Origin of the sequence: Rhodococcus sp. 05-2254-5, from assembly GCF_002258575.1 — a bacterium.
In the GTDB taxonomy this organism is placed as follows: Bacteria; Actinomycetota; Actinomycetes; order Mycobacteriales; family Mycobacteriaceae; genus Rhodococcoides; species Rhodococcoides fascians.
Window position 1 is genome coordinate 138,168 of record NZ_NOZG01000034.1, and the last position, 21,332, is coordinate 159,499.

Annotated in this window: 20 protein-coding genes; 17 read left to right on the forward strand and 3 right to left on the reverse strand. The window is 61.0% G+C overall.

Annotation, left to right across the window (positions count from 1 at the left end):
- The 4 genes from hisD to CH278_RS26970 are packed head-to-tail and all read left to right on the forward strand — an operon-like array spanning position 1 to position 3,969.
- Positions 1 to 1,329, forward strand: a complete 1,329-nt coding sequence (hisD, locus tag CH278_RS26955; RefSeq protein WP_094623346.1) for a histidinol dehydrogenase — start codon at positions 1 to 3, stop codon at positions 1,327 to 1,329.
- A gap of 5 nt (positions 1,330 to 1,334) precedes the next feature.
- Positions 1,335 to 2,087: an SDR family NAD(P)-dependent oxidoreductase gene (locus tag CH278_RS26960; protein WP_094623373.1), complete on the forward strand. Its 753-nt coding sequence runs from the start codon at positions 1,335 to 1,337 to the stop codon at positions 2,085 to 2,087.
- A gap of 14 nt (positions 2,088 to 2,101) precedes the next feature.
- Positions 2,102 to 2,992: an SDR family NAD(P)-dependent oxidoreductase gene (locus CH278_RS26965; protein ID WP_176459257.1), complete on the forward strand. Its 891-nt coding sequence runs from the start codon at positions 2,102 to 2,104 to the stop codon at positions 2,990 to 2,992.
- On the forward strand, positions 2,989 to 3,969 hold the full coding sequence (locus tag CH278_RS26970) for an NAD(P)H-dependent flavin oxidoreductase (RefSeq protein ID WP_094623348.1): 981 nt from the start codon (positions 2,989 to 2,991) through the stop codon (positions 3,967 to 3,969). Before CH278_RS26965 ends, CH278_RS26970 begins: the two co-directional genes overlap by 4 nt.
- Positions 3,970 to 3,994: 25 nt before the next feature.
- Here the strand turns inward: CH278_RS26970 and CH278_RS26975 are convergent, their stop codons facing one another.
- The gene (locus CH278_RS26975; RefSeq protein ID WP_094623349.1) at positions 3,995 to 4,642 is read right to left on the reverse strand and encodes a carboxymuconolactone decarboxylase family protein; all 648 of its coding nucleotides are present in this window, start codon (positions 4,640 to 4,642) and stop codon (positions 3,995 to 3,997) included.
- Between the two features lie 156 nt (positions 4,643 to 4,798).
- On the opposite strand from CH278_RS26975, the gene CH278_RS26980 reads away from it, so the two are divergent.
- From CH278_RS26980 to CH278_RS26995, 4 genes are all read left to right on the forward strand, one after another.
- Positions 4,799 to 5,689 carry an enoyl-CoA hydratase-related protein gene (locus CH278_RS26980; protein ID WP_254924336.1) on the forward strand — a complete coding sequence of 297 codons (891 nt, stop codon included), beginning with the start codon at positions 4,799 to 4,801 and terminating at the stop codon, positions 5,687 to 5,689.
- A gap of 57 nt (positions 5,690 to 5,746) precedes the next feature.
- Positions 5,747 to 6,253 carry a nuclear transport factor 2 family protein gene (locus CH278_RS26985; protein ID WP_094623351.1) on the forward strand — a complete coding sequence of 169 codons (507 nt, stop codon included), beginning with the start codon at positions 5,747 to 5,749 and terminating at the stop codon, positions 6,251 to 6,253.
- A 2-nt stretch (positions 6,254 to 6,255) separates the two neighbouring features.
- Positions 6,256 to 7,032: an enoyl-CoA hydratase-related protein gene (locus tag CH278_RS26990; RefSeq protein WP_094623352.1), complete on the forward strand. Its 777-nt coding sequence runs from the start codon at positions 6,256 to 6,258 to the stop codon at positions 7,030 to 7,032.
- Between the two features lie 128 nt (positions 7,033 to 7,160).
- A complete protein-coding gene (locus tag CH278_RS26995) occupies positions 7,161 to 7,832 on the forward strand; it encodes a TetR/AcrR family transcriptional regulator (RefSeq protein WP_176459258.1) in 672 nt (223 codons plus the stop codon).
- 27 nt (positions 7,833 to 7,859) lie between these two features.
- On the opposite strand, the gene CH278_RS27000 is transcribed toward CH278_RS26995, so the two are convergent.
- Positions 7,860 to 8,726 (reverse strand): crotonase/enoyl-CoA hydratase family protein, encoded by an 867-nt coding sequence (locus CH278_RS27000; protein ID WP_094623354.1) that lies wholly within the window; start codon positions 8,724 to 8,726, stop codon positions 7,860 to 7,862.
- Between the two features lie 518 nt (positions 8,727 to 9,244).
- Here CH278_RS27000 and CH278_RS27005 point away from each other — a divergent pair.
- The 9 genes from CH278_RS27005 to CH278_RS27045 all read left to right on the forward strand — a co-directional run bounded on the left by CH278_RS27005 (position 9,245) and on the right by CH278_RS27045 (position 20,240).
- Positions 9,245 to 10,378, forward strand: coding sequence for a sugar ABC transporter substrate-binding protein (locus CH278_RS27005; RefSeq protein WP_179274531.1), 1,134 nt, complete (start codon positions 9,245 to 9,247; stop codon positions 10,376 to 10,378).
- The gene (locus tag CH278_RS27010; protein WP_143536325.1) at positions 10,375 to 11,874 is read left to right on the forward strand and encodes an ATP-binding cassette domain-containing protein; all 1,500 of its coding nucleotides are present in this window, start codon (positions 10,375 to 10,377) and stop codon (positions 11,872 to 11,874) included. The genes CH278_RS27005 and CH278_RS27010 overlap by 4 nt, the downstream gene beginning before the upstream one ends.
- Positions 11,858 to 12,913 carry an ABC transporter permease gene (locus CH278_RS27015; RefSeq protein ID WP_176459260.1) on the forward strand — a complete coding sequence of 352 codons (1,056 nt, stop codon included), beginning with the start codon at positions 11,858 to 11,860 and terminating at the stop codon, positions 12,911 to 12,913. Before CH278_RS27010 ends, CH278_RS27015 begins: the two co-directional genes overlap by 17 nt.
- A gap of 96 nt (positions 12,914 to 13,009) precedes the next feature.
- Entirely contained in the window at positions 13,010 to 13,804 is a 795-nt protein-coding gene (locus CH278_RS27020) for an MBL fold metallo-hydrolase (protein WP_094623358.1), read from the forward strand.
- Between the two features lie 391 nt (positions 13,805 to 14,195).
- Entirely contained in the window at positions 14,196 to 15,146 is a 951-nt protein-coding gene (locus CH278_RS27025; RefSeq protein WP_094623359.1) for an aldo/keto reductase, read from the forward strand.
- 106 nt (positions 15,147 to 15,252) lie between these two features.
- Positions 15,253 to 16,023: an SDR family NAD(P)-dependent oxidoreductase gene (locus CH278_RS27030; RefSeq protein ID WP_094623360.1), complete on the forward strand. Its 771-nt coding sequence runs from the start codon at positions 15,253 to 15,255 to the stop codon at positions 16,021 to 16,023.
- Positions 16,024 to 16,072: 49 nt separating this feature from the next.
- Complete coding sequence (locus tag CH278_RS27035) at positions 16,073 to 16,759, forward strand: NAD(P)H-binding protein (RefSeq protein ID WP_256991912.1); 687 nt, start codon at positions 16,073 to 16,075, stop codon at positions 16,757 to 16,759.
- Between the two features lie 434 nt (positions 16,760 to 17,193).
- The gene (locus CH278_RS27040) at positions 17,194 to 18,285 is read left to right on the forward strand and encodes a PQQ-dependent sugar dehydrogenase (protein WP_094623362.1); all 1,092 of its coding nucleotides are present in this window, start codon (positions 17,194 to 17,196) and stop codon (positions 18,283 to 18,285) included.
- 719 nt (positions 18,286 to 19,004) lie between these two features.
- Positions 19,005 to 20,240, forward strand: coding sequence for an MFS transporter (locus CH278_RS27045; protein ID WP_256991913.1), 1,236 nt, complete (start codon positions 19,005 to 19,007; stop codon positions 20,238 to 20,240).
- Between the two features lie 155 nt (positions 20,241 to 20,395).
- Here CH278_RS27045 and CH278_RS27745 read toward each other — a convergent pair.
- A partial coding sequence (locus CH278_RS27745) for a hypothetical protein (protein ID WP_179279584.1) occupies positions 20,396 to 21,332 on the reverse strand: 937 nt, incomplete at its 5' end.

The window sequence follows — 21,332 nt, forward strand, 5'->3', positions numbered from 1 at the left end:
ATGCCCGACACACTTCATTTGAAGACACCCGCAGTAGTCGACACCGCGACCGCCGGTGACCCCTCGGTCGCGGACACCGTGTCCACGGTCATCGCCGACATCCGCGACCGCGGCGACGCTGCGGTCCGCGCTTATTCCGAGAAATTCGACAAGTGGAGCCCGGAAAGTTTCAGACTGAGCGCGGAGAAGATCGACGAGATCATCTCGACAGTTCCTGCCGAGGTCATCGCCGACATCGAGACCGTTCAGCGTAACGTCCGAGTTTTCGCTCAGCATCAACGCGACTCCCTGCACGACTTCGAGGTCGAGAGTTCGCCGGGTGTCCATCTCGGACAACGCAATCTTCCGGTGTCCGCAGCCGGAGCCTATGCACCGGGCGGTAGATACCCGTTGGTTGCATCTGCGCACATGACCACGGTGACGGCGAAGGTCGCAGGCGTTCCGCACGTCACGGCGTGCACCCCACCGATCCGAGGCGAAATCCCCGCAGCAACCGTTGCCGCGTTCCATCTCGCAGGTGCGGACGACATCTACTTACTCGGTGGCGTGCAAGCTGTTGCGGCAATGGCACTCGGCACCGAAAGCATTCGGAAAGTGGACATGCTCGCCGGTCCGGGCAACGCCTTCGTCGCCGAGGCCAAGCGGCAACTGTTCGGCCAGGTAGGAATCGACTTGTTCGCCGGGCCGACCGAGGTGTTGATCGTCGCCGACTCGAATGCGGACCCGTTCATCGTCGCAGTGGACCTTCTCAGCCAGGCCGAGCACGGCCCGGATTCGCCTGCCGTTCTGATCACGGACTCCGAGGCCCTAGCTCGCACCGTGATCGAGCACATCGACGCGATCCTGCCGGACATGCCTACGCGCGACTTCGCAGGTGTCGCATGGCGAGACCACGGACAGGTGATCGTCACCGCCGACATCGAAGCCGCGTACGCCCTCGCGGACACGTTCGCGTCCGAGCATGTGCAGATCTTGACCGACACGCCCCGTCGAGCACTCGAATCCATGAGTAACTACGGTGCACTTTTCCTCGGCGAGAAGACATGTGTTTCCTACGGAGACAAAGTGATCGGGACCAATCACACCTTGCCCACACGCGGTGCAGCGCGTTACACGGGAGGGCTGTGGGTAGGAAAATACCTGAAGACCGTCACCTATCAGGAGATCACCTCGGAGTCCGCGAGCGCCGAACTCGGAACCCTCTGCGGCAGAGCTGCGCGGGTGGAGTACTTCGAGGGCCACGCCCGTTCAGGTGATGTGCGAGCAGCGAAGTACGGCGGCGCACCGTTGCCATGGGCTCCGGCCACGCTCTCGGTCCGACCGCGGTAAACACTGTGCTCACGTTCTCACTTTCAGGAAAGACTGCTCTGGTCACCGGAGCGAACAGGGGTCTGGGAAAGGCCATCTCAGCAGCACTCACCGAACTCGGTGCGACGGTGTACGGGACATCGAGAACCGAGGCCGGTATTCGGCAGATCGAATCCGACCTCGGCACCGAAGGTTTCGTTCTCGACCTGGAGGACGTGCACTCGATTACGCCCTTCGTCGAGCGTTTCGGTGTACGCATGCGCGGCACCTCCCTCGACATTCTGGTCAACAACGCCGGGGTCAATCACCCCGCACGGGCACTCGACGTGACGATCGAGCAGTGGAATTCCGTCGTCGACACCAATCTGCGAGGTACGTTCTTCCTCACCCGAGCCGTTGCGCAGCAATGGGTATCGGCCGGTACCCCCGGTGCCATCGTCAACATCGGGTCTCAGGCAGGCACGGTAGGAATCGAGGAACGCGCGGTGTACTGCGCGACCAAGGGCGGCCTCGATCAACTCACCAAGGTTCTCGCAATCGAGTGGGCGGCACACGGCATCCGAGTCAACACCGTCGCCCCCACTTTCGTGAGAACCGAATTCACCGCCGACACCCTGTCGCGACCCGGGTGGGGCGACAAATTGCTCGCTCGAATCCCGTTGGGCCGCTTCGGGGAACCCGAGGACATCGTCGGTGCCGTCGCCTTTCTGGCCGGGGACGCATCCGGTCTGATAACCGGCCATACACTGCTGGTCGACGGAGGCTACACCGCATGGTGAAAGGTGAGGAACGCATGAACATGACCGAGGCATCGTTGAACAGCGAATCCGTCGTCGTCATCACCGGTGCCGCGACCGGGATCGGGCGAGCGATGACGCTGTCGTTCGTCGCTCGTGGCGCTCGAGTAATCGTCGCCGACATCGACGAAGCGGCCGCCGCCGGGCTCGTCGCCGAAGTGTCCGAGCTCGGCGGAACCGCCTTCGCGGCACGAGTCGACGTCAGCAATGCAGAGTCGGTCGAGCTTCTCGCCGATTCGGTCTTCTCTCGGCACGGTCGTGTCGATGTTCTGTGCAACAACGCCGGAGTGTCGATGCGACCCCATCGCGCATCCTGGAACGCCTCGATCAGAGACTTTGCGTGGGCGATGGAGGTGAACTATTTCGGCGTCGTGCACGGGATAGTCAGCTTCGTACCGAGAATGCGCGAGCAGTCCGGCCACAAACACCTGGTCAACACTTCGTCGGTGACTGCGCTCGACATCGCTCCTGGGCACGCGCCATACGCGGCCTCCAAAGCAGCAGTCACCGCACTGTCCGACGCGTTGCGTTACGAACTCGAGGACCATGGCGACGACTTCGGCGTCACCGTGTTGTACCCAGGACTCGTCCCCACCTCGATCGCGACCAGTGAGCGCCTCCGGCCCGACAACGATCGATCAGCGGTTCGCAACATCGTGGCCTACGAGCCCGAACGAGCTGCGACGCTCACGTACAACCTTCCCGTAGCAGCAGAGACCCTTGGCGAGCTCGCCGTCGAGGCCGTGTTGTCCGGCCAGAACGCGGTGCTCACCCACGGCTACCCCGATGCCGAGATCGAGGCGCGCTTGAAAGACCTCCGAGACGGAGCGACGGACCGGACGCTTCAGCAGCCCACTCCCCACCTCAGCAAGGAAGACCACCGATGATCTCCACCCGATTCACGCGAGAGTTCGATATCGAACATCCGATAGTGTGCGGCGGGATGACCGGAGCGGGACGAGCTGTCTTGATCGCCGCCGTCGCCAATGCCGGTGCGCTGGGCTTCCTTTCGGCCCTGACGCAACCGACGCCCGCTGCCCTCGACGAGGAAATTCGACGAACGAAGGCCTTGACGGATCGGCCGTTCGGCGTAAATCTGACAATTCTCCCCACGATCGCGCCCGTTCCTTACGACGAGTATCGCCAGGTCATCATCGACAACGGGATCAAAATCGTCGAAACAGCCGGCTCGAGCCCGAAGGACCATCTACCGTCACTGAAGTCCGCCGGTATCAAAGTAATTCACAAGACCGTCGCCGTCCGGCACTCTATTTCCGCGCAGAAGCTCGGCGTCGACGCGTTGTCCGTGGACGGGTTCGAGTGTGCAGGTCACCCCGGCGAGGACGACGTATCCAGTCTCGTCCTCATTCCGGCCGTCGCGGCACGCACAGATCTACCGATCATCGCTTCGGGCGGATTCGCCACCGGCGCAGGCCTCGTCGCGGCTCTAGCGCTCGGCGCGGATGCAATCAATATGGGAACCCGCTTCGTCGCGACTGCGGAAGCTCCTGTGCATCGCAACGTCAAAGATCGGATCGTGGCCAATACCGAACGCGATACCAATCTGATCTTTCGAAAATTCCGCAATACCGCGCGAGTTGCCAAGAACGCAGTATCGGATGAGATTCTCGACATCGAAAAGCGAGAAGGAACGACATTCGAGGACATCGCAGCGCTGGCGTCGGGTGCTCGGGGTCGACAGAACGTTCTTACCGAAGGCCGGATGGATGACGGACTGTGGTGGGTCGGACAAAGCCAGGCGTTGGTCACCGACATTCTGACCTGCGCGGATGTCGTGACGCAGATCATCGACGACGCCGAGAAACTGATCGCCGGTCGCTTGGTGGGGCTCGTCTCTTCCTAGCGTGGAGTAGGCCGATGCACCCGCCCTACTCCACGCCGATGAAGCTCGGAGATTCGGCACCAAGCCTCAGTGCGTGATCGATAGCTGCACGTCCTGCCCCCATCCTGACAGCATTTCGTAGATGCATCCGCATCCCTGGTAGGTATCTGTGCGCTGTCGCTGCGTCCGACGCCATGCTGATGAGTTCTTTCGTGATGTTCGGAACCAACTGTGCCCGGAACGGAAGTCCGCAGTAGGCGATGAATCCTTCGAATGCTTCGGGAGACATTCGGAGCAGGGACTCCAAGAAGCCTGGAATCTCCTCCCGCATGGTCGTCCAGTACTTCGTGCCGCCGATGTGCCTGTCCCACAGCTGTTGTCGATGCTCGTCCAGGGGCGGCCAACCACCCTCGGGGCACGCCGCCGATGCCAGGGCACGAGAACTCTCGAAGAAAGCATGTACTCCGACACTGGATTGCAGCGTGACGATCTCGTGCAGCTGGTCGAATGTCGCTCCCGCCGCAACTGCACGTTCCGCCCATTGCCTGCTTCCGAGGGTGTCGAGGGCCGAGGAGGTGGTGCGTAGTGCGAATTGGATCAGCGCAACCTGGATTTCGGTCAGATCGTCACCGTCGGGAACCTCTTCCAACAGGCGAGCCGCTTGCGTGTCGATCTGTTGCTGACTGACTGTCACGACTCTCCTCATCGGTCGAAAAACGTTGCCGAGCGGAGCTTATCGACACCGTCGACATGTTGGCAACACAGGTGTTGACGGCGCGATACCGGCTGCCTAGTGTGACGAATACGGAAGCGGCGTTTCGACTGGACGCGTCTCGAATCAAGGAGCCACATGCCCGAACATCCAGCAATGCCCGACTACGTCAACATACGGGTCGAACACGATTCACCTGTGTCCTGGATCGTGCTGAACCGACCGGACAAGGCCAATGCACTGTCCAACGAACTGCTCGACGAGTTCTCCGACGCACTTGCGCGGCTGAAACATACGGGCGAACCGGTGATCGCCATCCGGGGAGAGGGTAAAGGCTTCAGCGCCGGATACGACCTTGGACAAGTCGCGCCGACCACGGCCGCGGACCCCGTGGCCGACCGCACCCGATTGCAGAGGAACATCGATCGGTATCTCGCCATCTGGGACCACCCCAAGCCAGTTATCGCAGCAATTCACGGCTACTGCGTCGCCGGAGCAACGCAGCTGGCCACCTTCACCGATATCACCATCGTGACCGAGAACGCGAAAATCGCGGAAGTCACCATTCCGATCGGGGCCGGTTACGTCTCGCCCGTCTGGGCAACTCTCGTCGGACCGAAACGGGCCAAGGAATTTGCGTTCGTTCCGGGCAACAGCATCGATGGACGCACCGCAGTCGAGTGGGGCTGGGCGAATCACGCCGTCCCGGAAAGCGAACTGATAGCACGCGTGGCCTCGCTCGCACGAAGAATCGCTCAAGTGCCGCCCAGCCTGTTGACCATCAAGAAGGTTTCGATCAATCGCGCGATGGAGGCGATGGGAACCCGTAATGCGCTGGGAGCCATAGCCGATGCGGACGCATTGGCCCACATGACCCCGGAGGTGGCAGCACTACGTGCCCGCATCGCCGAAGAAGGCCTGAAGTCGGTGATCGAATCGTTCCGCGTCGCACCGACTTCCGATCTCTCAGCACCGACCCGATCTATTCCTCTCACAGGCAACGGCACCGTTGACGAGCTGTCAACATGACCGTAGACTGACATGAACCATGGATCCGGATCGACACCTGAGAATGGATGGAGCGTCATGACTTCGGTCAACGAAGACAACATTATTGAAGTCGTACAGCGTCTTGTCGACGAAAGGGATATCGAACGAGTTCTTTTCCAGTATGCGTTTCATCTCGACGCAGCCGACCCCCAGTCGATGCTCCCCCTCTTCGTCGAGGACCTGTACGTTGCTTACGGCCCCTCTCATGGTGCCACCGGCGCAGAAAACTACCTCGATGTGCTTTCGAACGACAAAACTGGAATCGCCGCATTCTTCGCAGGCACGAGTCATCACGTCAGCAACATCGTGATCGACTTCGTGAACAAGGACACTGCGAAAGTGCGGTCGGTTCTCTACGCGTGGCACAAGTACTACCGAGATCGTCCGGACGGGATCGTGTACGCCCAGTACCATGACGAATTCACCCGGACCGACGAGGGCTGGAAGATCTCACGTCGCGAACAGAAGACTGCCGGAACCGAGAATTACCACGCGAAGGCCCACGCGCTCGTCCCGACGCCACGCACACAGAAGACGAGCTGACCGTGTCCGACGAACTTCTCTACGAGGTCCGGGACCACGTCGCCTACCTCACCTTGAACCGTCCAAAGGTCCTCAACGCAATCTCGGCCGAAGTCGACGAGCAGTTGGCAAGTAGATGGGACGAGATCGAGGACGACCCCAATATCTGGGCTGCCGTGCTCGGAGCAACCGGCGAACGAGCCTTTTGCGCAGGTGCCGACATCAGCGGCGGTACCGCTGCGAGCCCATCACGGCGTGCGCTCGGAGGCGGCCTTACCGGCGTGGGAGGACCGCTTCGAGTACTGAACAAGCCCCTGATTGCGACGGTCCAAGGCTACGTCCTCGGCGGCGGGTTCGAGCTTGCCATGTGCGCCGACATCATCGTCGCTGCAGACAACACCCAGTTCGGCCTTCCGGAGGTCAAAGCCGGAATAATCGGCGAATCCGGCGTTGTTCATCGAGCAATTCGCCATCTCCCGCATCGCATCGCCATGGCATTGATCTTGACCGGCGACCGTATGGGGGCGCACGACGCCTTGACTCACGGTCTGGTCAACGAAGTGGTCCCGTTCGAGGAACTGGATGCGGCCGGGGTGAGATGGGCGGAGAAGCTCACCACCGCGTCGCCGTTGGCTCAACAGGCGGCCAAACACGCCGTCCTCTCCCGCGCCTCGTACCCGTTGGAAGTGGCACTGTCGACCAAATTCGAACTGATCGAGGCCTACGCCGCATCGTCCGACGTCCTCGAGGGCCGGAAAGCGTTCGAGGAGAAGCGCAAGCCACAGTGGGCAGGGAAATGACGCCATGATCCCCTCGCAAGCACGGCGCGAGCGAGGCCGGTCAACAGTGGCCTCTCGTAGCGGAATTCCTCGAACCTATACTGGCTGAACCATCCGAGAAGCGACGGTCACGAAGGCGAGGCAAGACTGTGGCGAAGTCACCAGTCAGCGGAATTGCAAAACGGCGTAAGAGCGCGCTGACCGAAAATTCGGCCGACTATTCTGCAAAGCGAGCTGGGCTCCTCAGGGTCGCCGCAGAAGTGTTTCGCGAAAAAGGGTATGCCGCCGCATCATTGAACGACGTTGCGGCGGCATACGGCACCGACCGAGCTTCGCTGTACTACTATGTCGGCAGCAAAGAAGAACTGTTCCAGGAATGCATCACGAGCACCGTGGTGACCAACTTGTCACGAGCTGACGAGATCGTGGCCAAGAAGCTACGACCGCGGGAGACGCTGGAAGCTCTCATTGCGATGCTGCTTGCATCTCAGGTGGAGCACTACCCCTACATGTACGTCTATATGCAGGAAGACTGGGGTCGCGTGTCATCGCTCGACTCCAAGTGGGCCCAGGAGATGGTGGACAACACCCACAAGATCGAGAAATATTTCTTGGATGCCATCGCCCTTGGCGTTGCAGACGGGACGTTCCGGCCCGATCTGTCGAACACGTTGATAGCAAACAGTATTTTCGGCATGACCCAGTGGACACATCGGTGGTTCGTGCCCGGCCAGAGCCGCTACTCGGCAGAGGATCTCTCACGCGTGTTCTCGGCGATATTCTTCGACGGAATCATGGCGGAAGGCACAGCCGAGGACTGACGAAGCAGGGAGTGCGCGACAGTCCGTTCACCCGAGGTCAGGTACGTCTGCGGCCGTACCCGAGAAACTCGGCTTCCGTTTTTCCAGGAATGCGGCAACGCCTTCCTTTCCGTCACCCACCGAGGCGTGCCACATCGCCAAACTGTCCCGTCGATGCGCTTCGAGGGGATGCGCCGACCCCGAACCGGAATAGATCAGTCGACGAGACAGTGCAATGGCTGAAGACGAACGCCCGACGACGAACTTTCGGGCCAGCTCGATTGCCGAAGGGAGCAATTCCTCGGGTGGATGCACCGATCTGAGGAGCCGACCCGCCAATGCCTGTTCGGCGTCGAGAATATCCGCCGAGTAAATCCACTCGAGGGCTGTTTGCAGGCCGACAATTCTCGGCAGGAAGTAGGAAGACGTGGCCTCGGGAACAATGCCGAGCCGGCCGAACACGAAGCCGATCTTTGCATCGGTGGACGCCATGCGAATGTCCATCGCAAGAGTCATAGTCGCTCCGATACCGACGGCGGCACCGTTGATCGCAGCAATGACGGGCTTGTCGCAGGAATGGATGGCCAGTGCGACTTTCCCGCCGGTGTCCCGAACCCCGGACTGAAACGGCTCTTCGGTCAGCCGCTCGCGCATATCCGACACCGTTGGACTCAGCGACTCATCCAACCCGAAGACATTTCCTTCTACAGCCAGGTCCATGCCCGCACAGAACGCGCGACCAGCACCGGTCACCACGACCGCGCGCACCGTTGGGTCGATGCGCACCTGCTGGAATGCGCGTTCCAAATCATCGGCCATCGTCACCGAGAATGCATTGAGATATTCAGGTCGAGACAGGGTAAGAATAAGAATACCGACTTCGTCGACAGACCAATCGAGCGTCTGGAATTGCATTGTTCTCCTCAGTTGCCGGTCACCTCATAGAGCCAATTCGGCAGGTGCGCGACATTGTCGATGCATTCATACCCCGTACCTGTCGGCTGATTGCACACCGGCTCTCGCTCGCCGGGCAACGCGAAAATTCCTCCACGGCAGCGACAGTCATCGTCGCACCCCCGCGTCCGCCTGTCAACAGTACTGTTGCCGGGAGTCAACAACTCACCCTTGATCACATGCTTGCGCCCGCTTGGCCGATAGCCGGTATCTATAAGTGTGATTCAAGATCGGTAATGGACGCAGGGACCTCAGAGCGAATTACCAGTTGTGCATCGATGTGACACATGCAACACTATCGATGTTGCTGAGTAGGCAATAAGCAGCATTCGATGTGTCCCCCAGACAGCCGTCGCGGCATGCGTTTCTGGACTGTTTCACACGCGGAGACATTCCATGCTCTGCACGGCACCTGCCGTCTCCACCATTTTTTCGTCTCCGGTGTTTCTCTCCGGACCCATTTTACGAAAGAAGCCTCTGTGAAAATCAAATGGATCGCGCCTATCGTCGGCCTACTTCTGTTGACCACCGCGTGCGACTCCCAGGCAGCGTCCCAGGACCGGACCTCGACGCAGGAGTTGACGTCCTTTCAAACGGTCGTCGACGATGCGATGGCACCGGTGACCGACTGGGCAGGCCCGACCGAAACACCGACACCACCGACCGACATCTCGATAGCAGTAGTGGTCTGTTCCGGGTCCGTGTCGGGGTGTGTGCGGCAGGCAGACGGGGTCACACAAGCCGGTGAAGCCCTGGGGTGGACAGTTACTCGATTCGACGGCAAGGGCGATCCGGTCGGACAAAACCAAGCGATGACCCAAGCTATCAATAGTGGCGTAGACGCCATCATCCTCGCCGCGACAGATCCCGTTCCGCTTAGTGGCGCAATCGAACTCGCTGCCTCTCGGGGAATTCCGGTCGGAGCCGCAGGTCTCGGCATTGCCGCAACCGATGGCGTGTTGTTCGACGTCGCTCCGGACTACACGTTGTGGGGTGACCAGCTCGGATCGTGGATTGTGACGGACTCAGGTGGTACGGCGAACTTCTTGCCGACCGTCGACCGAGAGTTTCCGAGTTCACCGGCGATCGCTGATGCGATGGTCTCGGCGGTAGATCGCTGTGACGAGTGCGTAGTCCAAGACACGCAACAGTTTGTCGTGACCGACATCGGGAACGGCCTCGGCCAGCGAATTGCCAGCGCACTGCAGGCAGAGCCGAGCATCGACTACGTCAGCGGAGCGTTCGATTCGGCAGCAGCCGACATGGTTCCTGCAATGGGTAACTCGGGCCTGTCCGATCGTGTCACACTCGTGTCTTGCGTCGGCGCACCGCAAAACCTCGAGTTCATTCGCGACGGCAACATCCAGGCCGCCGATGTCGTTCAGGACGACGTCTTCCTCGGTTACGGTGCTGTGGATCAGATGATTCGGGTCCTGTCGGGTCAACCCCTCTGGGAGACACCCGGTGTCACCGACGATCGTTTGCGATACAGCCAGGGCGCGCCCTCTCGCCTTCTGACGATGGACAACGTCAATGAGATCACCGACCAGTACTGGGTCGCCGAGAACGGTTACGTCGACCGCTACCTCGAGCTGTGGGGTGTCACGCCGTGACCACCCCCGTGCGATTGGCCGTACGAAACCTCACTGTCTCCTATGGTCAACACGAGGTAGTGCACGGCATCGATTTCGATGTGGAGCGCGGTTCGATCGTGTCTCTGCTCGGCGCAAATGGATCGGGTAAATCCACTACGGTCAAGGCACTGACCGGCGTCAATCCGCTGCATTCGAAGTCGCAGATCACGTTCAACGACAGCCCGATTCGCGCGAAAGACCTCACACCGGTCGCCGCACGGAAAATCGGTATCAGGGTTGTCCATCAAGAGTCACCACTCATCGCGAACATGACGGTCGCCGAGATGACCGCGCTGCACACGGGGTTTCCCTTGGTTGGCGCAACGTTTGTGCAGAAGAGGACATTGGCGCGGAAGACGGAGGACATACTCCGCGAGTTCGACGTCGCGGTCCATCCGAACACGCTGTGCGCGGACTTGACGGCCGGCGAACGGGCACTGGTTTCACTGGTGATTTCGATGGCCGGAATCTCTCCCGAACGCGCACTATTGGTACTGGACGAAACGACTGCTCCGTTGTCCACTCGCGAGGCAGCGCGGCTGCTCGACCGAGTTAGAGGCGTCGCAGACCGGGGATTGTCAGTATTGATGGTCACCCATCGCCTGCCCGAGGTACGGGAATACAGCGACCGAACAATCGTGCTCCGGGACGGCCGCGTTGTCAGCAACATCGGTGCCGACGAATTCTCGGAGGACGCCGTGATCCACGCGATGGTCGGCGGCGCCGCCCACATCGCCTCCTCACACAACCACGACCGTAGTCGCGGTCTTACCGATCGTCCCGCACTCGTCTTGGAGAAACTGTCCGGCAACGTCAGCCGCGAGCTGTCCTTGACAGTGGGCGCCGGAGAAATCTTGGGTGTGACGGGGCGATCGGGCGAAGGAGCCTCCGAGCTGTTGCGTCTCATAGGCGGGATCGAGTCCACACAGGCGGGAACAACCAAGATCGACGGCAATTGCGCACCGATTTCCGGTGCACGAGAAGCCATCAAAGCCGGGATTTTCTACCTTTCTCTCGATCGACTCAACGAGGGCGGGATCGCGTTGATGCCGGTGCACGACAACGTCGTACTCCCCCGCGTGGAAAGATACGGTGCCAATCGACGCCGAGCGGCGTCCGATGTCGACCGGATGATTCGCGAGCTCGACATCCGTCCGGCCGACCCGACCGTTCCGTACGCCAGCCTGAGCGGCGGCAACCAACAAAAGGTGCTCCTCGCCAGGTGGCTCCTTCTGGAGCCACAGATATTGCTTCTCGACGACCCCGCAGTGGGCGTCGATCCGAATACTCGCGAGATCATTTTCGATACCTTGCGAGAACTCGCCGCCCGCGGGACCACCGTCATCATCCGGTCGAGTGAGCCGGAACATCTCGTTCGCCTGTGCGACCGCGTCATCGTTGTCAACGGCGGGCGCATCGTCGAAGAACTCACTGATCTCAATCTGGAGGACATCAGTCGTGCAACCTACGCATAGTGACAACGCCGTGGCGGAGAAATCCGATGGCGCGGCCGTTCACACCCCCGGCTCGTCGTCGTTGCGAACCTGGAGAATCTCGACGCTGTTTCAGAACCACAGCATCTTGGCCCTGATCATCGGACTCACAGTGTTGTTCTCGATCCTTCTTCCCAGGACCTTCCCCACCACTGCCAATCTGCAAGGGCTCGCATTGGGCCAGGCCGTGAGTGCTCTTCTGGCCCTGTCGGTTCTGCTGGTTCTCGTCGTCGGCGAATTCGATCTGTCGGTCGGATACACGTTGGGATTGTCAGCGGTGCTCACGGCAAAGCTGGCAGGTGAGTCCGGACTCCCGGTGCCGTTGACCGTGACGATCGCGTTGCTCGCCGGTGCATTCGTCGGATTGGCTTCCGGATTGCTGGTAGCTCGCTTGCGCGTCGTCTCGCTCATTGCGACGCTGGGCGTCGGGTTGGCTGTCAGCGGAGTCACCGTGGGAGTCAGTGGGGGAATGACACTCTCACAGAACATTCCCTCGGTCTTCCGAACCTTCGTGCAGACCGAGATCCTCGGAGTTGGTTCTGCAGTGTGGATTGTCGCGCTTATCGCACTGGTTATGTACTTAATTCTGACGAAGACACCATTTGGCAGCAAGGTTTACGCGGTTGGCGGTTCCGAGCAGGTTGCTCGCATGGTCGGTATCCGCGTTCGACTCATCAAGTGCGTGATGTTCGGTGCAGCAGGTGCATTGGCAGCCCTCGCCGGAATAATGCAGCTCGGATTGGCAGGCGCGGCGAACCCCAGCTTCGGAGCGAACCTTCTCCTACCTGCCTTCGCTGCAACCTTTCTGGGTGCCACCACCGTTCGTCCCGGATTCTTCAATGTCGCTGGAACGATGCTGGCCGTCGTTCTTCTCGCCGTCGGATTTTCCGGACTGAGCCTGCTCGGGGCGCCGTTCTGGTTCCAACCGGTATTCCAAGGCGCAGCATTGGTAATCGGTGTTGTTCTTTCACAGTCGATTTCGAAGTCCGGACGCAAGTCTCGAGCCAAACAGCCTGCATAGGCGCAGACCGACACAGAACGGGTCCCCACCGGTCGTGTCCGGGAGACCCCTCGCGCAGGTGTAGTCCAGCATCCGGCCCGAACGAAAGAGACCGCTATGAAAGTCGGCACACTCGACATCGTGCCCATCATCGATGGCACCGCACACGAACCGATCGGTAACGCCGTCACCCATCCCGACGGTAAAATCTGGGATTGCGTCGAGCATCCCACCGATGAGAGCGGTCGCATCCGTCTGGACATCGGCTCGTTCCTGATTCGAATCAGAGACCGTGTCGTCCTGATCGACGCCGGCGGTGGAGTTCATTCCGGCGCGGACACCACAACCGGAAGCATGCTCGACAATCTTCGGGACGCTGGAGTCGATCCGTCCGACGTGACGGACGTCTGTTTCACGCACATGCACTGGGATCACATCGGATGGTCGACCGTCAACGGCCGAATAACATTCCCGAACGCGACCTTCCGCTTGCACCAGGACGATTGGACGTACTTCATGACCGGTGCTACTTCGGACCACCGGATACGCGAACTCATCGCACCCATCGAAGATCACGTCGAACCGTTCTCCGTCGAACACGAGATCCTTCCCGGCCTGATTGCCAGGCCGGCACCGGGGCATACACCGGGCAGTACCATTTACATCATTCATGACGGCAAGGAACGTGCCCTTCTCCTCGGCGACACCCTCCACACCGTCGGCGAACTCACCGAGCCCGAATGGATCGGCATGTGGGATGTCGACCCCGTCGCAGCGGGAATCATGCGCAACCGCATCGCCGACGAGCTCGCCGCCACCGGAGACCCATTCGCTCCTGCACATTTTCCTGAACTCGCATTCGGCCGCCTGGCCACCCTCGACGGACTCCGTCGATTCACCTGGGTGCAATGAGCGGCACCGGACTAACGAGTGTCAGAACGGAAGATCGAAGAACTCGTGTCTGAGTGAGCGTGTTGGGCGCGGCCGGAATTACGGCTCGGCAGCAATCTACCCGATTCCTTTGTGAGGTCGCGGGACGTCGAGCTGAAACGGGACCCCACATTTTCTGGTCCTTCGCCGGGAGCTCAACACCAGCCGGTGGCCGGGGTGCCCTGTCAGGGTATTCCACCCAGCATGCCGATCGTCCTACGGTGGAAAGCGAACCCGGCATCAGCGAGCGGGTTTGTCGTCGCGGGCGCGTTCGCGAACACGAAATGGCAAGTCGGCAGGCTCAACCGTCCGCAGAGCCTCACCAAACGAGGCGATGCGACGGATCACCCTTGACGAGACCTTCGGAGGATCTATGCGTACCGTCCGGTTCGGATCGACGGATACCCAGGTGTCCAACATCGTGGCTGGCATGATGCGGATTGCTGGTAGTACCGATGAGGAGATCCGGCAGCTGTACGGAACAGCTCGCGAGGCAGGGATCGACTTCTTCGACCACGCTGACCTCTATGGGTTCAACCACCCTGGCGGTGGTCCACACCTGTGCGAGCGCCGGTTCGCCGAGGCTTTACAGCTGAGCCCGTCGGAGCGGGAGCAGATCACTGTGCAAACTAAGACCAGCATCGTCGCCGATCCGTGGGGTTACGACCAGTCATACGAGCACATCGTGACCTCGGCGGAGAAATCCCTGAAGGCATTGGGCACCGACTACCTCGACGTGTTGCTGTTGCACCGTCCCGACGCACTGGTTGAGCCAGAGGAGGTTGCCCGTGCGTTCGATCACCTGGAATCCACCGGGAAGGTTCGCGCGTTCGGGGTCTCCAACCACACACCACGGCAAATCGACCTGCTCGAGACTGCGGTCACGCAGCCACTCGTCGCAAACCAGGTGCAGCTGTCTTTGACGCACTCCACCATCATTGCTCAGGGACTGTCTGCGAATATGGCCGGACAACCGGACTCTGTGACCCGCGACGGCGGCGGTATCGTCGACTACTGCCGGATCAAAAAGATCACCCTTCAGGCGTGGTCACCCTTTCAAAAGGGCTTTCAAGATGGCGTGTTCTTCGGCTCCGAGGAATACCCCGAGTTGAACGCCGAACTCGACCGGCTCGCTGAGAAGTACGGTGTCACCCCGATTGCGATCGCGACCGCCTGGATCACCCGACATCCCGCCGGGATCCAGGTCGTCCTTGGAACGACCACGCCGCGACGGGTGTCCGACGCTGCGGCGGGGTCGGACATCGCGCTGACTCGCGGAGAGTGGTACGGACTGATTCAGGCTGCCGGCCACAACGTGCCCTGACCACCCCGCGCAAACCTCGAGGCCGAGCAGCCACCGCTATCTGGGGTCATCTCCACTGGAAATGCAGCGGGTCGGCCGGACTACCCCGAATCACGAAAGGTCAACCATGCCAGTAACTTTCGACTTCAGCAACAAGAATGTCTTCATCACCGGGGCCGGCAGCGGCATCGGTCGAGCCACAGCGGAAGCCTTTGCGGCCGCGGGTGCCGACGTCGCCGTCAGCGACACTACAGAAAAAGCTCTACAGGAGACCGCTGAGCTCGTCGAAGCGCACGGCCGGCGCGTGCACATCGCCATCTGCGATGTCACCGACAGCAAGAGTGTCGAGGACGCGGTGAAGTCCGCTGTCGACGCTCTGGGTCCAATCGACATCGGGCTGAACAATGCCGGCATCGAGCAGCCACCCAAACCCCTTGCCGAGATCAGCGATGAGGAATGGGACCGTCTCATCGCGGTCGACCTGCGTGGGGTGTTCGTCTCCATGAAGCACGAAATTCTCGCCATGACAGGCCGCGGCGGCTCGATCGTCAACATCTCCTCAGGTGCCGGAGTCATCGGCATCAAAGGCCAGTCCGCCTACGCAGCTGCGAAGCACGGCATCCTCGGTATGACGAAATCGGCGGCCCTCGACTACGCCGCCGAGAACATCCAGATCAACGCGATCTGCCCCGGAATCATCGAGACTCCGATGATGGGCCGGTTCTCCGGTGACACACCGGAGGGGCGGGCGCGGGTCATCGCCCAAGAGCCGATCGGGCGCATGGGAACCCCCGAAGAGATCGCCTCAGCCGTTCTGTGGTTGTGCTCAGATCTCGGAGGTTTCGCAATCGGCCATTCCCTGGTCGTGGACGGTGGCCAGACCATCGGCATCAGCTAGCACCAGAATCCGCCGGACGGCGCAAGTGTGACGTGGTTCGTGGTGTGGCGTGCCGATCACGCACCGAACCCGCAAAAACGTAGGAAGTGAACCCATGAAGAACGTCGTCATCATCGGAGCGAACGGCCGTTCTGCACGAGAGATCATCTCTCGCCTGGCCCAGCAGGAAGACGTTGCCCTCACGCTGTTCCTGCGCCGTCATCATCGACTCGACGGCGTCGCGACGGAGACCATGACGCTGGTCGAAGGTGACGCACACGACCGGGACTCGCTTCGTGCAGCGCTGACGGACCAGGACATCGTGATCGTCGCCCTCGGAGGCGAAGACCTGGACATCACCACGGCCGCAGTGGTGGACGCTGCGGAGGAGGTCGGCGTTCGCCGAATTGTCACAATCAATGCCGGCGGCATCTACAACGAGCTGCCGGAGCCCTTCAACACCTGGGACTACCAACGCGCAGGGGCCACCCGACCCAGGAACCGGCAGTCCGCAGATGTCGTCGAGCAGTCATCGTTGGAATACACCATCCTGCGGCCGGTCTGGCTTACGGACGAGGCGGTGACAGATGTTGAGCTCACACGGAAAGGCGAGACCTACAAAGGCACCGAGACCTCGCGCGCGAGCCTCGGAAAGTTCATCGCGGACCTCGTCGCTGACCCCAACTCCTACATCGGTGAGAATTTGGGGATAACGCAGCCGGGCACGGACGGGGACACACCGACGGCGTACCGCTGACCTCGATTGCTGGGCTCCGATCGTCCCAGCGAAGCGGACAGAATGGTGGTCGTTGCGTTCAGGTTCATCGCGCGGATTTCGGGTCGAAAACCCTGAGCAGTCGAGTCACTTCCTTCCCGGACGGACGCACGGTGCCCTGGTGTTGGGTGTATCAGGAGGGCGTCCCATACGTCCCAATTGTCACCTAGTGTCGATCCAGGCCCTGTCGAGATCGACACATGGGTCGCCGACATCGCACTTACGAGCGGGTTCAGCACGAACGGGAGCAACACAATGCCGCACGACAGATTGTTCGGCGCATCAGGTCGGGCAGCCGCCCCAAGCGCGATGAGAAGAAAAGCTGGACACTCCATTCTGGCTGCAGACAGCGAACCATTGGGCACCGCGCAATCGAGACTCAGGACGCTCTCCATCGTTGCAGGAACGGGCACCCGATGAGAACTACGCATCCCGTTGCCCTCTGCGCCGCGGCGTCCGTCATCGCCGTCACTCTGTCGTCGTGCGCATCGCAGGCCATCGACGGCGAGACGGTGCCTCCAAGGTCCAGAGCGTCGATCGAGGTACCAATGTCGTCGAACTCCGGTGAGGCCTCGGTCGTGACCGATGGCTTGGATGCACCATGGGCGATAGCCATTTTCGAGACCAGCATGCTGGTCAGCGAACGCGACACCGGACAGATCATCGAACTCGGCGCTGACGGCAACCGAACCACCATGGGGACAGTGGATGTGGCCCCTGCGGGCGAAGCCGGGCTTCTGGGGCTCGCGGTCCGCGAGGGTGACCTCTACACCTATTCGACCGCCGCAGATGGAAATCGCATCGATCGATTCGACGTCCTCGGCGCACCAGGCTCTCTCACCTTGGGTGAACGAACCGCTGTGCTCGACGGCATCCCGGCGGCCAGCTATCACGACGGTGGCCGGTTGGCTTTCGGGCCGGACGGCATGTTGTACGCCACAACTGGGGACGCCGGACAACGCGACCGGGCCCAAGACCTTTCCTCGCTCGCTGGCAAGATCCTGAGAATCACCCCCGAAGGGGCTGTGCCACCGGACAATCCATTCCCGGACTCATTCGTGTACAGCTATGGTCACCGCAACCCTCAAGGCATTGCATGGGACGCAGATGGCGCGATGTACTCGAGCGAGTTCGGTGCCAACACGTGGGACGAACTGAACCTCATCGAGCCCGGAAGCAACTACGGCTGGCCACTGATCGAGGGCATCGGGAATACCGACGGCTTTGTCGACCCGATCCACCAGTGGGCCACGAGTGAGGCCAGCCCGAGTGGCATCGCTGTCGATGGTTCCACGGTGTTCATTGCGAATCTCAGAGGCGAGCGCCTGACCGAAGTGAACCTCGACGACCCCGACTTGTCCGTCGATCGACTTGTCGGTACATACGGACGCCTGAGAGACGTCACCGTCGCCCCCGACGGGTCCCTGTTGATACTGACCAACAACACCGACGGGCGCGGTAACCCCGAGATCGGTGACGACAGCTTGCTCCGGTGGCGCATCCAATGACGTGAAGGTGCGCATCGGTACGTGAGCATCGGACTGGCCGGGTGTCGAGAAGTGCCTCGATCCGCAAACTTCGACAAAGGACCAACATGGACAACGACAATCCCCGCGGTCCACTGCGCGGGCCCGACCCACAGATGCCCACTGTTGTGCTTTTCGTCGCTCTGATAGTTCTACTAGGAGTGCTGACCTATCTGGACGCGCGCGGTAGGTGAAACGACCGTTCAGCTCGATATTCCGGACTACGGCGTTGAGTCAAGGCTCATCAGAGGTCCGTGAATGCAATCGATGTCACTGAACGCGTGCGTCGAGATTTATGTCACTCAAGTGCTGGTCGCTGCACGCAGCCGCATAGGCATGTTGGTGAATTTTACCTCCGCCGGCAACCGAGAGACCAACGAGATTGCAACTCACTTTCGGTCAAAACCCTTCAGTACGAATAACTTTGACTCTCGCGTTTACTAATTTTCCCGGCGTGCCCGAACTTCGGATACATCTGAGACAAACTGCGCCGTGCGCCTTCTGCTCGTTTGTCGCAGGTGGGGTTCCCTGTCTGTGCCTTCCAAGGCCATGTCGTAGCAAATACTGTCGAAGACGGAGCAGTTCAGGACGAATCCCGGTTCAGTTGGCAAGTCGGCATTGCCATATAGGGCCGAAATCGATCTCGCCCGCGCCTGTTCCCAACTAGTCATCAATACGACCCCACCCGAGAGAATTCAGCTGTGTCTACTTCCACCATTGAACGAAAGTCCTTGCCCTTCCTCGTCTACATCCTCGCAATGGGTACGTTTCTCATGGGCACGTCGGAATTCGTCGTTGCCGGAATCCTGCCCGATATCGCCTCGGACCTCGCCATCGGCATCTCGGAGGCCGGACTGCTGGTCACTGCGTTCGCGATCGGCATGATCGCCACCCCGTTGATCGCAGTGGCGGCACTCGAGATTCCCGAGCGGACGACTCTTCTCCTCGCACTCGCCGTCTACTCCGCCGGACACATCGTCGTTGTACTCACCGATGACCTCTCGCTCGTCCTCGTGGCCCGGTTCGTGACCGCGCTCGCAACGGGTGCGTTCTGGTCTATCGCAGCATCTGTCGCGTCCCGCGTTGCGGGACCGGACGCCAGCGCGCGCGCCATCGGCCTGGTCCTCAGTGGCGGCATTCTCGCGACGGTAATCGGGGTGCCCCTCGGCTCTGTTGTCGGCCAGCTCGTAGGCTGGCGCGGTCCGTTCTGGATCCTCGCGGTACTTGCCGTGCTCGCATCGGTGCCCATTGCCCGCTTCGTTCCTGGTGGTCGTCCGTCATCTACGGTCATCCCTCTGCGCTCACAACTCGCATCGATCGCCACTGGACGCTTCTGGGTGGTCATGGCAGCGTGCGTTCTGATCTCGACCGCCGTCATGTCCACCTACTCGTTCATCGCCCCCCTACTCACCGAACGCTCCGGCTTGTCCGAGGACCTTCTACCCGTCGGTCTCGCGATCTTCGGTGTCGGTGCCGTCACCGGCACTCTCAACAGCGGCCGCTTCGCAGACCGCGCGCCCTACGTCACCGCTTTGACCGGTGGCATCATCGTCGTGACAGCACTCGGCTTGCTGAGTATCTTCTCGTCGTTCGCGGCGCCATCGATCGCCCTTCTCGCAGTTGCAGGAATGGCCGGCCTCGGCACGAACCCCGTGCTCATGTCGATTGCCGTCCGATTTGCAGAGGGAGCGCCGACTCTGGCCACCTCACTGTGCACGTCGATGTTCAACCTCGGCACCGCCGTCGGCACCTGGGTGACATCTCGGGCGATCAGTGGATACGGACCCGCCGCGATCCCCGTCGCGGGTGCGCTGTTCGCGGTACTACTCCTGGTTCCTCTGGCCACGCTCGTAGTGATGGACAGGGCACGTCGGAGCGACGTTGGCGCGTCGGCACCCAAGCAGTCTGTCGCCGACCACGACGTGGCGGTGTGCTGACCGATCCGGTCATGAACGCATGGCGGTGCCGCGGTAGTTCGGACCCGGAAGCACACCGGCGACGATCCAGGGGATGGCCCTTGCCCATCGGTCGAGTGGCACGGGATTCAGCACGGAAGACTTTGGGGCTGAGCACTGAAAGGCAGTGGTCTTCATCACAGCGGCGTCTTGCTTCGCCACTCTTTCAAAAGTGTGAGTCCACCTGCCACCACGATCCAGACAGTGAGTATCGACCAGCCCACCCAGTGGTGCTCACCGCCGAAGTAACTGACGTCGCTGATCGAACGGATTGCAGCCCCGGGCGGGAGTGCCTGACCGAAAACCCGTGCGAGATCCGGCAGCAAGTCGACGCCGACAGTTGCGCCACTGGTGGAGTTCCCGACCGTGATCAGCAGAACGGTCGCGATCGGGACTCCGACCGCCCCGAACCACGCACCCAGCGCCGTCGTGGCCAATGCCGTCGCCGCCGACAGCAGCGCAAGCGTGATGGCCAACGACACACTGTGACCGGGTATTGCCCCCAGGACCGGGCCGGCCAGGACTGCCGCCATCACCCCGACCAACGCCGCAAAAGCGGTGACCGCGAGGAGTCGATGGTGCAGGTGCAGCCGAGCAGCCGTCAAGATCAACATCTGCGCGAGAACGAACGACGCCAGAGTCACACCGAAGGCCACGTAGAACCCGGCAATTCCCCGACTGTCGTACCTGACGAGCGGGATGACGTCTTCGGTGACGACCTGCATTCCGGTTGCCCTGCCGTATACGCCCACCAACTGTTCCACAGCACCGACCGTCGAAGGACCATTCGCACCGGCCACATCGAGATCGATTGCTGTCGGTGACGCCGACGAAACCATCGCGACAACATCGCCCATACCGAGAAGGGCTGTACCGCTTGCTACATCGGGCACCGACTGCACGCTCACCGCACTGCCGAGAGCCTCCGCCAGGCCATCAGCAAGCTCGGTCCCCACGACCGCGATCGGTATGTCGTGTGGCACCGGTTCGCGTTGCAGACCTACGTACATACCGATGAATGCCACGGCGATGAGGCTGGCGATGATCAGCGGCTGCAACCAGGCACGAACGGGC

What these genes read in the sequence shown, in the direction of transcription:
- CH278_RS26985 (WP_094623351.1), top strand. Translation starts at nt 5,747, where the DNA reads ATGACTTCGGTCAACGAAGACAACATTATTGAAGTCGTACAGCGTCTT.
- CH278_RS27000 (WP_094623354.1), bottom strand. Translation starts at nt 8,726, where the DNA reads ATGCAATTCCAGACGCTCGATTGGTCTGTCGACGAAGTCGGTATTCTT.
- hisD (WP_094623346.1), top strand. Translation starts at nt 1, where the DNA reads ATGCCCGACACACTTCATTTGAAGACACCCGCAGTAGTCGACACCGCG.
- CH278_RS27030 (WP_094623360.1), top strand. Translation starts at nt 15,253, where the DNA reads ATGCCAGTAACTTTCGACTTCAGCAACAAGAATGTCTTCATCACCGGG.
- CH278_RS26965 (WP_176459257.1), top strand. Translation starts at nt 2,102, where the DNA reads ATGAACATGACCGAGGCATCGTTGAACAGCGAATCCGTCGTCGTCATC.
- CH278_RS27020 (WP_094623358.1), top strand. Translation starts at nt 13,010, where the DNA reads ATGAAAGTCGGCACACTCGACATCGTGCCCATCATCGATGGCACCGCA.
- CH278_RS26970 (WP_094623348.1), top strand. Translation starts at nt 2,989, where the DNA reads ATGATCTCCACCCGATTCACGCGAGAGTTCGATATCGAACATCCGATA.
- CH278_RS26980 (WP_254924336.1), top strand. Translation starts at nt 4,799, where the DNA reads ATGCCCGAACATCCAGCAATGCCCGACTACGTCAACATACGGGTCGAA.
- CH278_RS27025 (WP_094623359.1), top strand. Translation starts at nt 14,196, where the DNA reads ATGCGTACCGTCCGGTTCGGATCGACGGATACCCAGGTGTCCAACATC.
- CH278_RS27040 (WP_094623362.1), top strand. Translation starts at nt 17,194, where the DNA reads ATGAGAACTACGCATCCCGTTGCCCTCTGCGCCGCGGCGTCCGTCATC.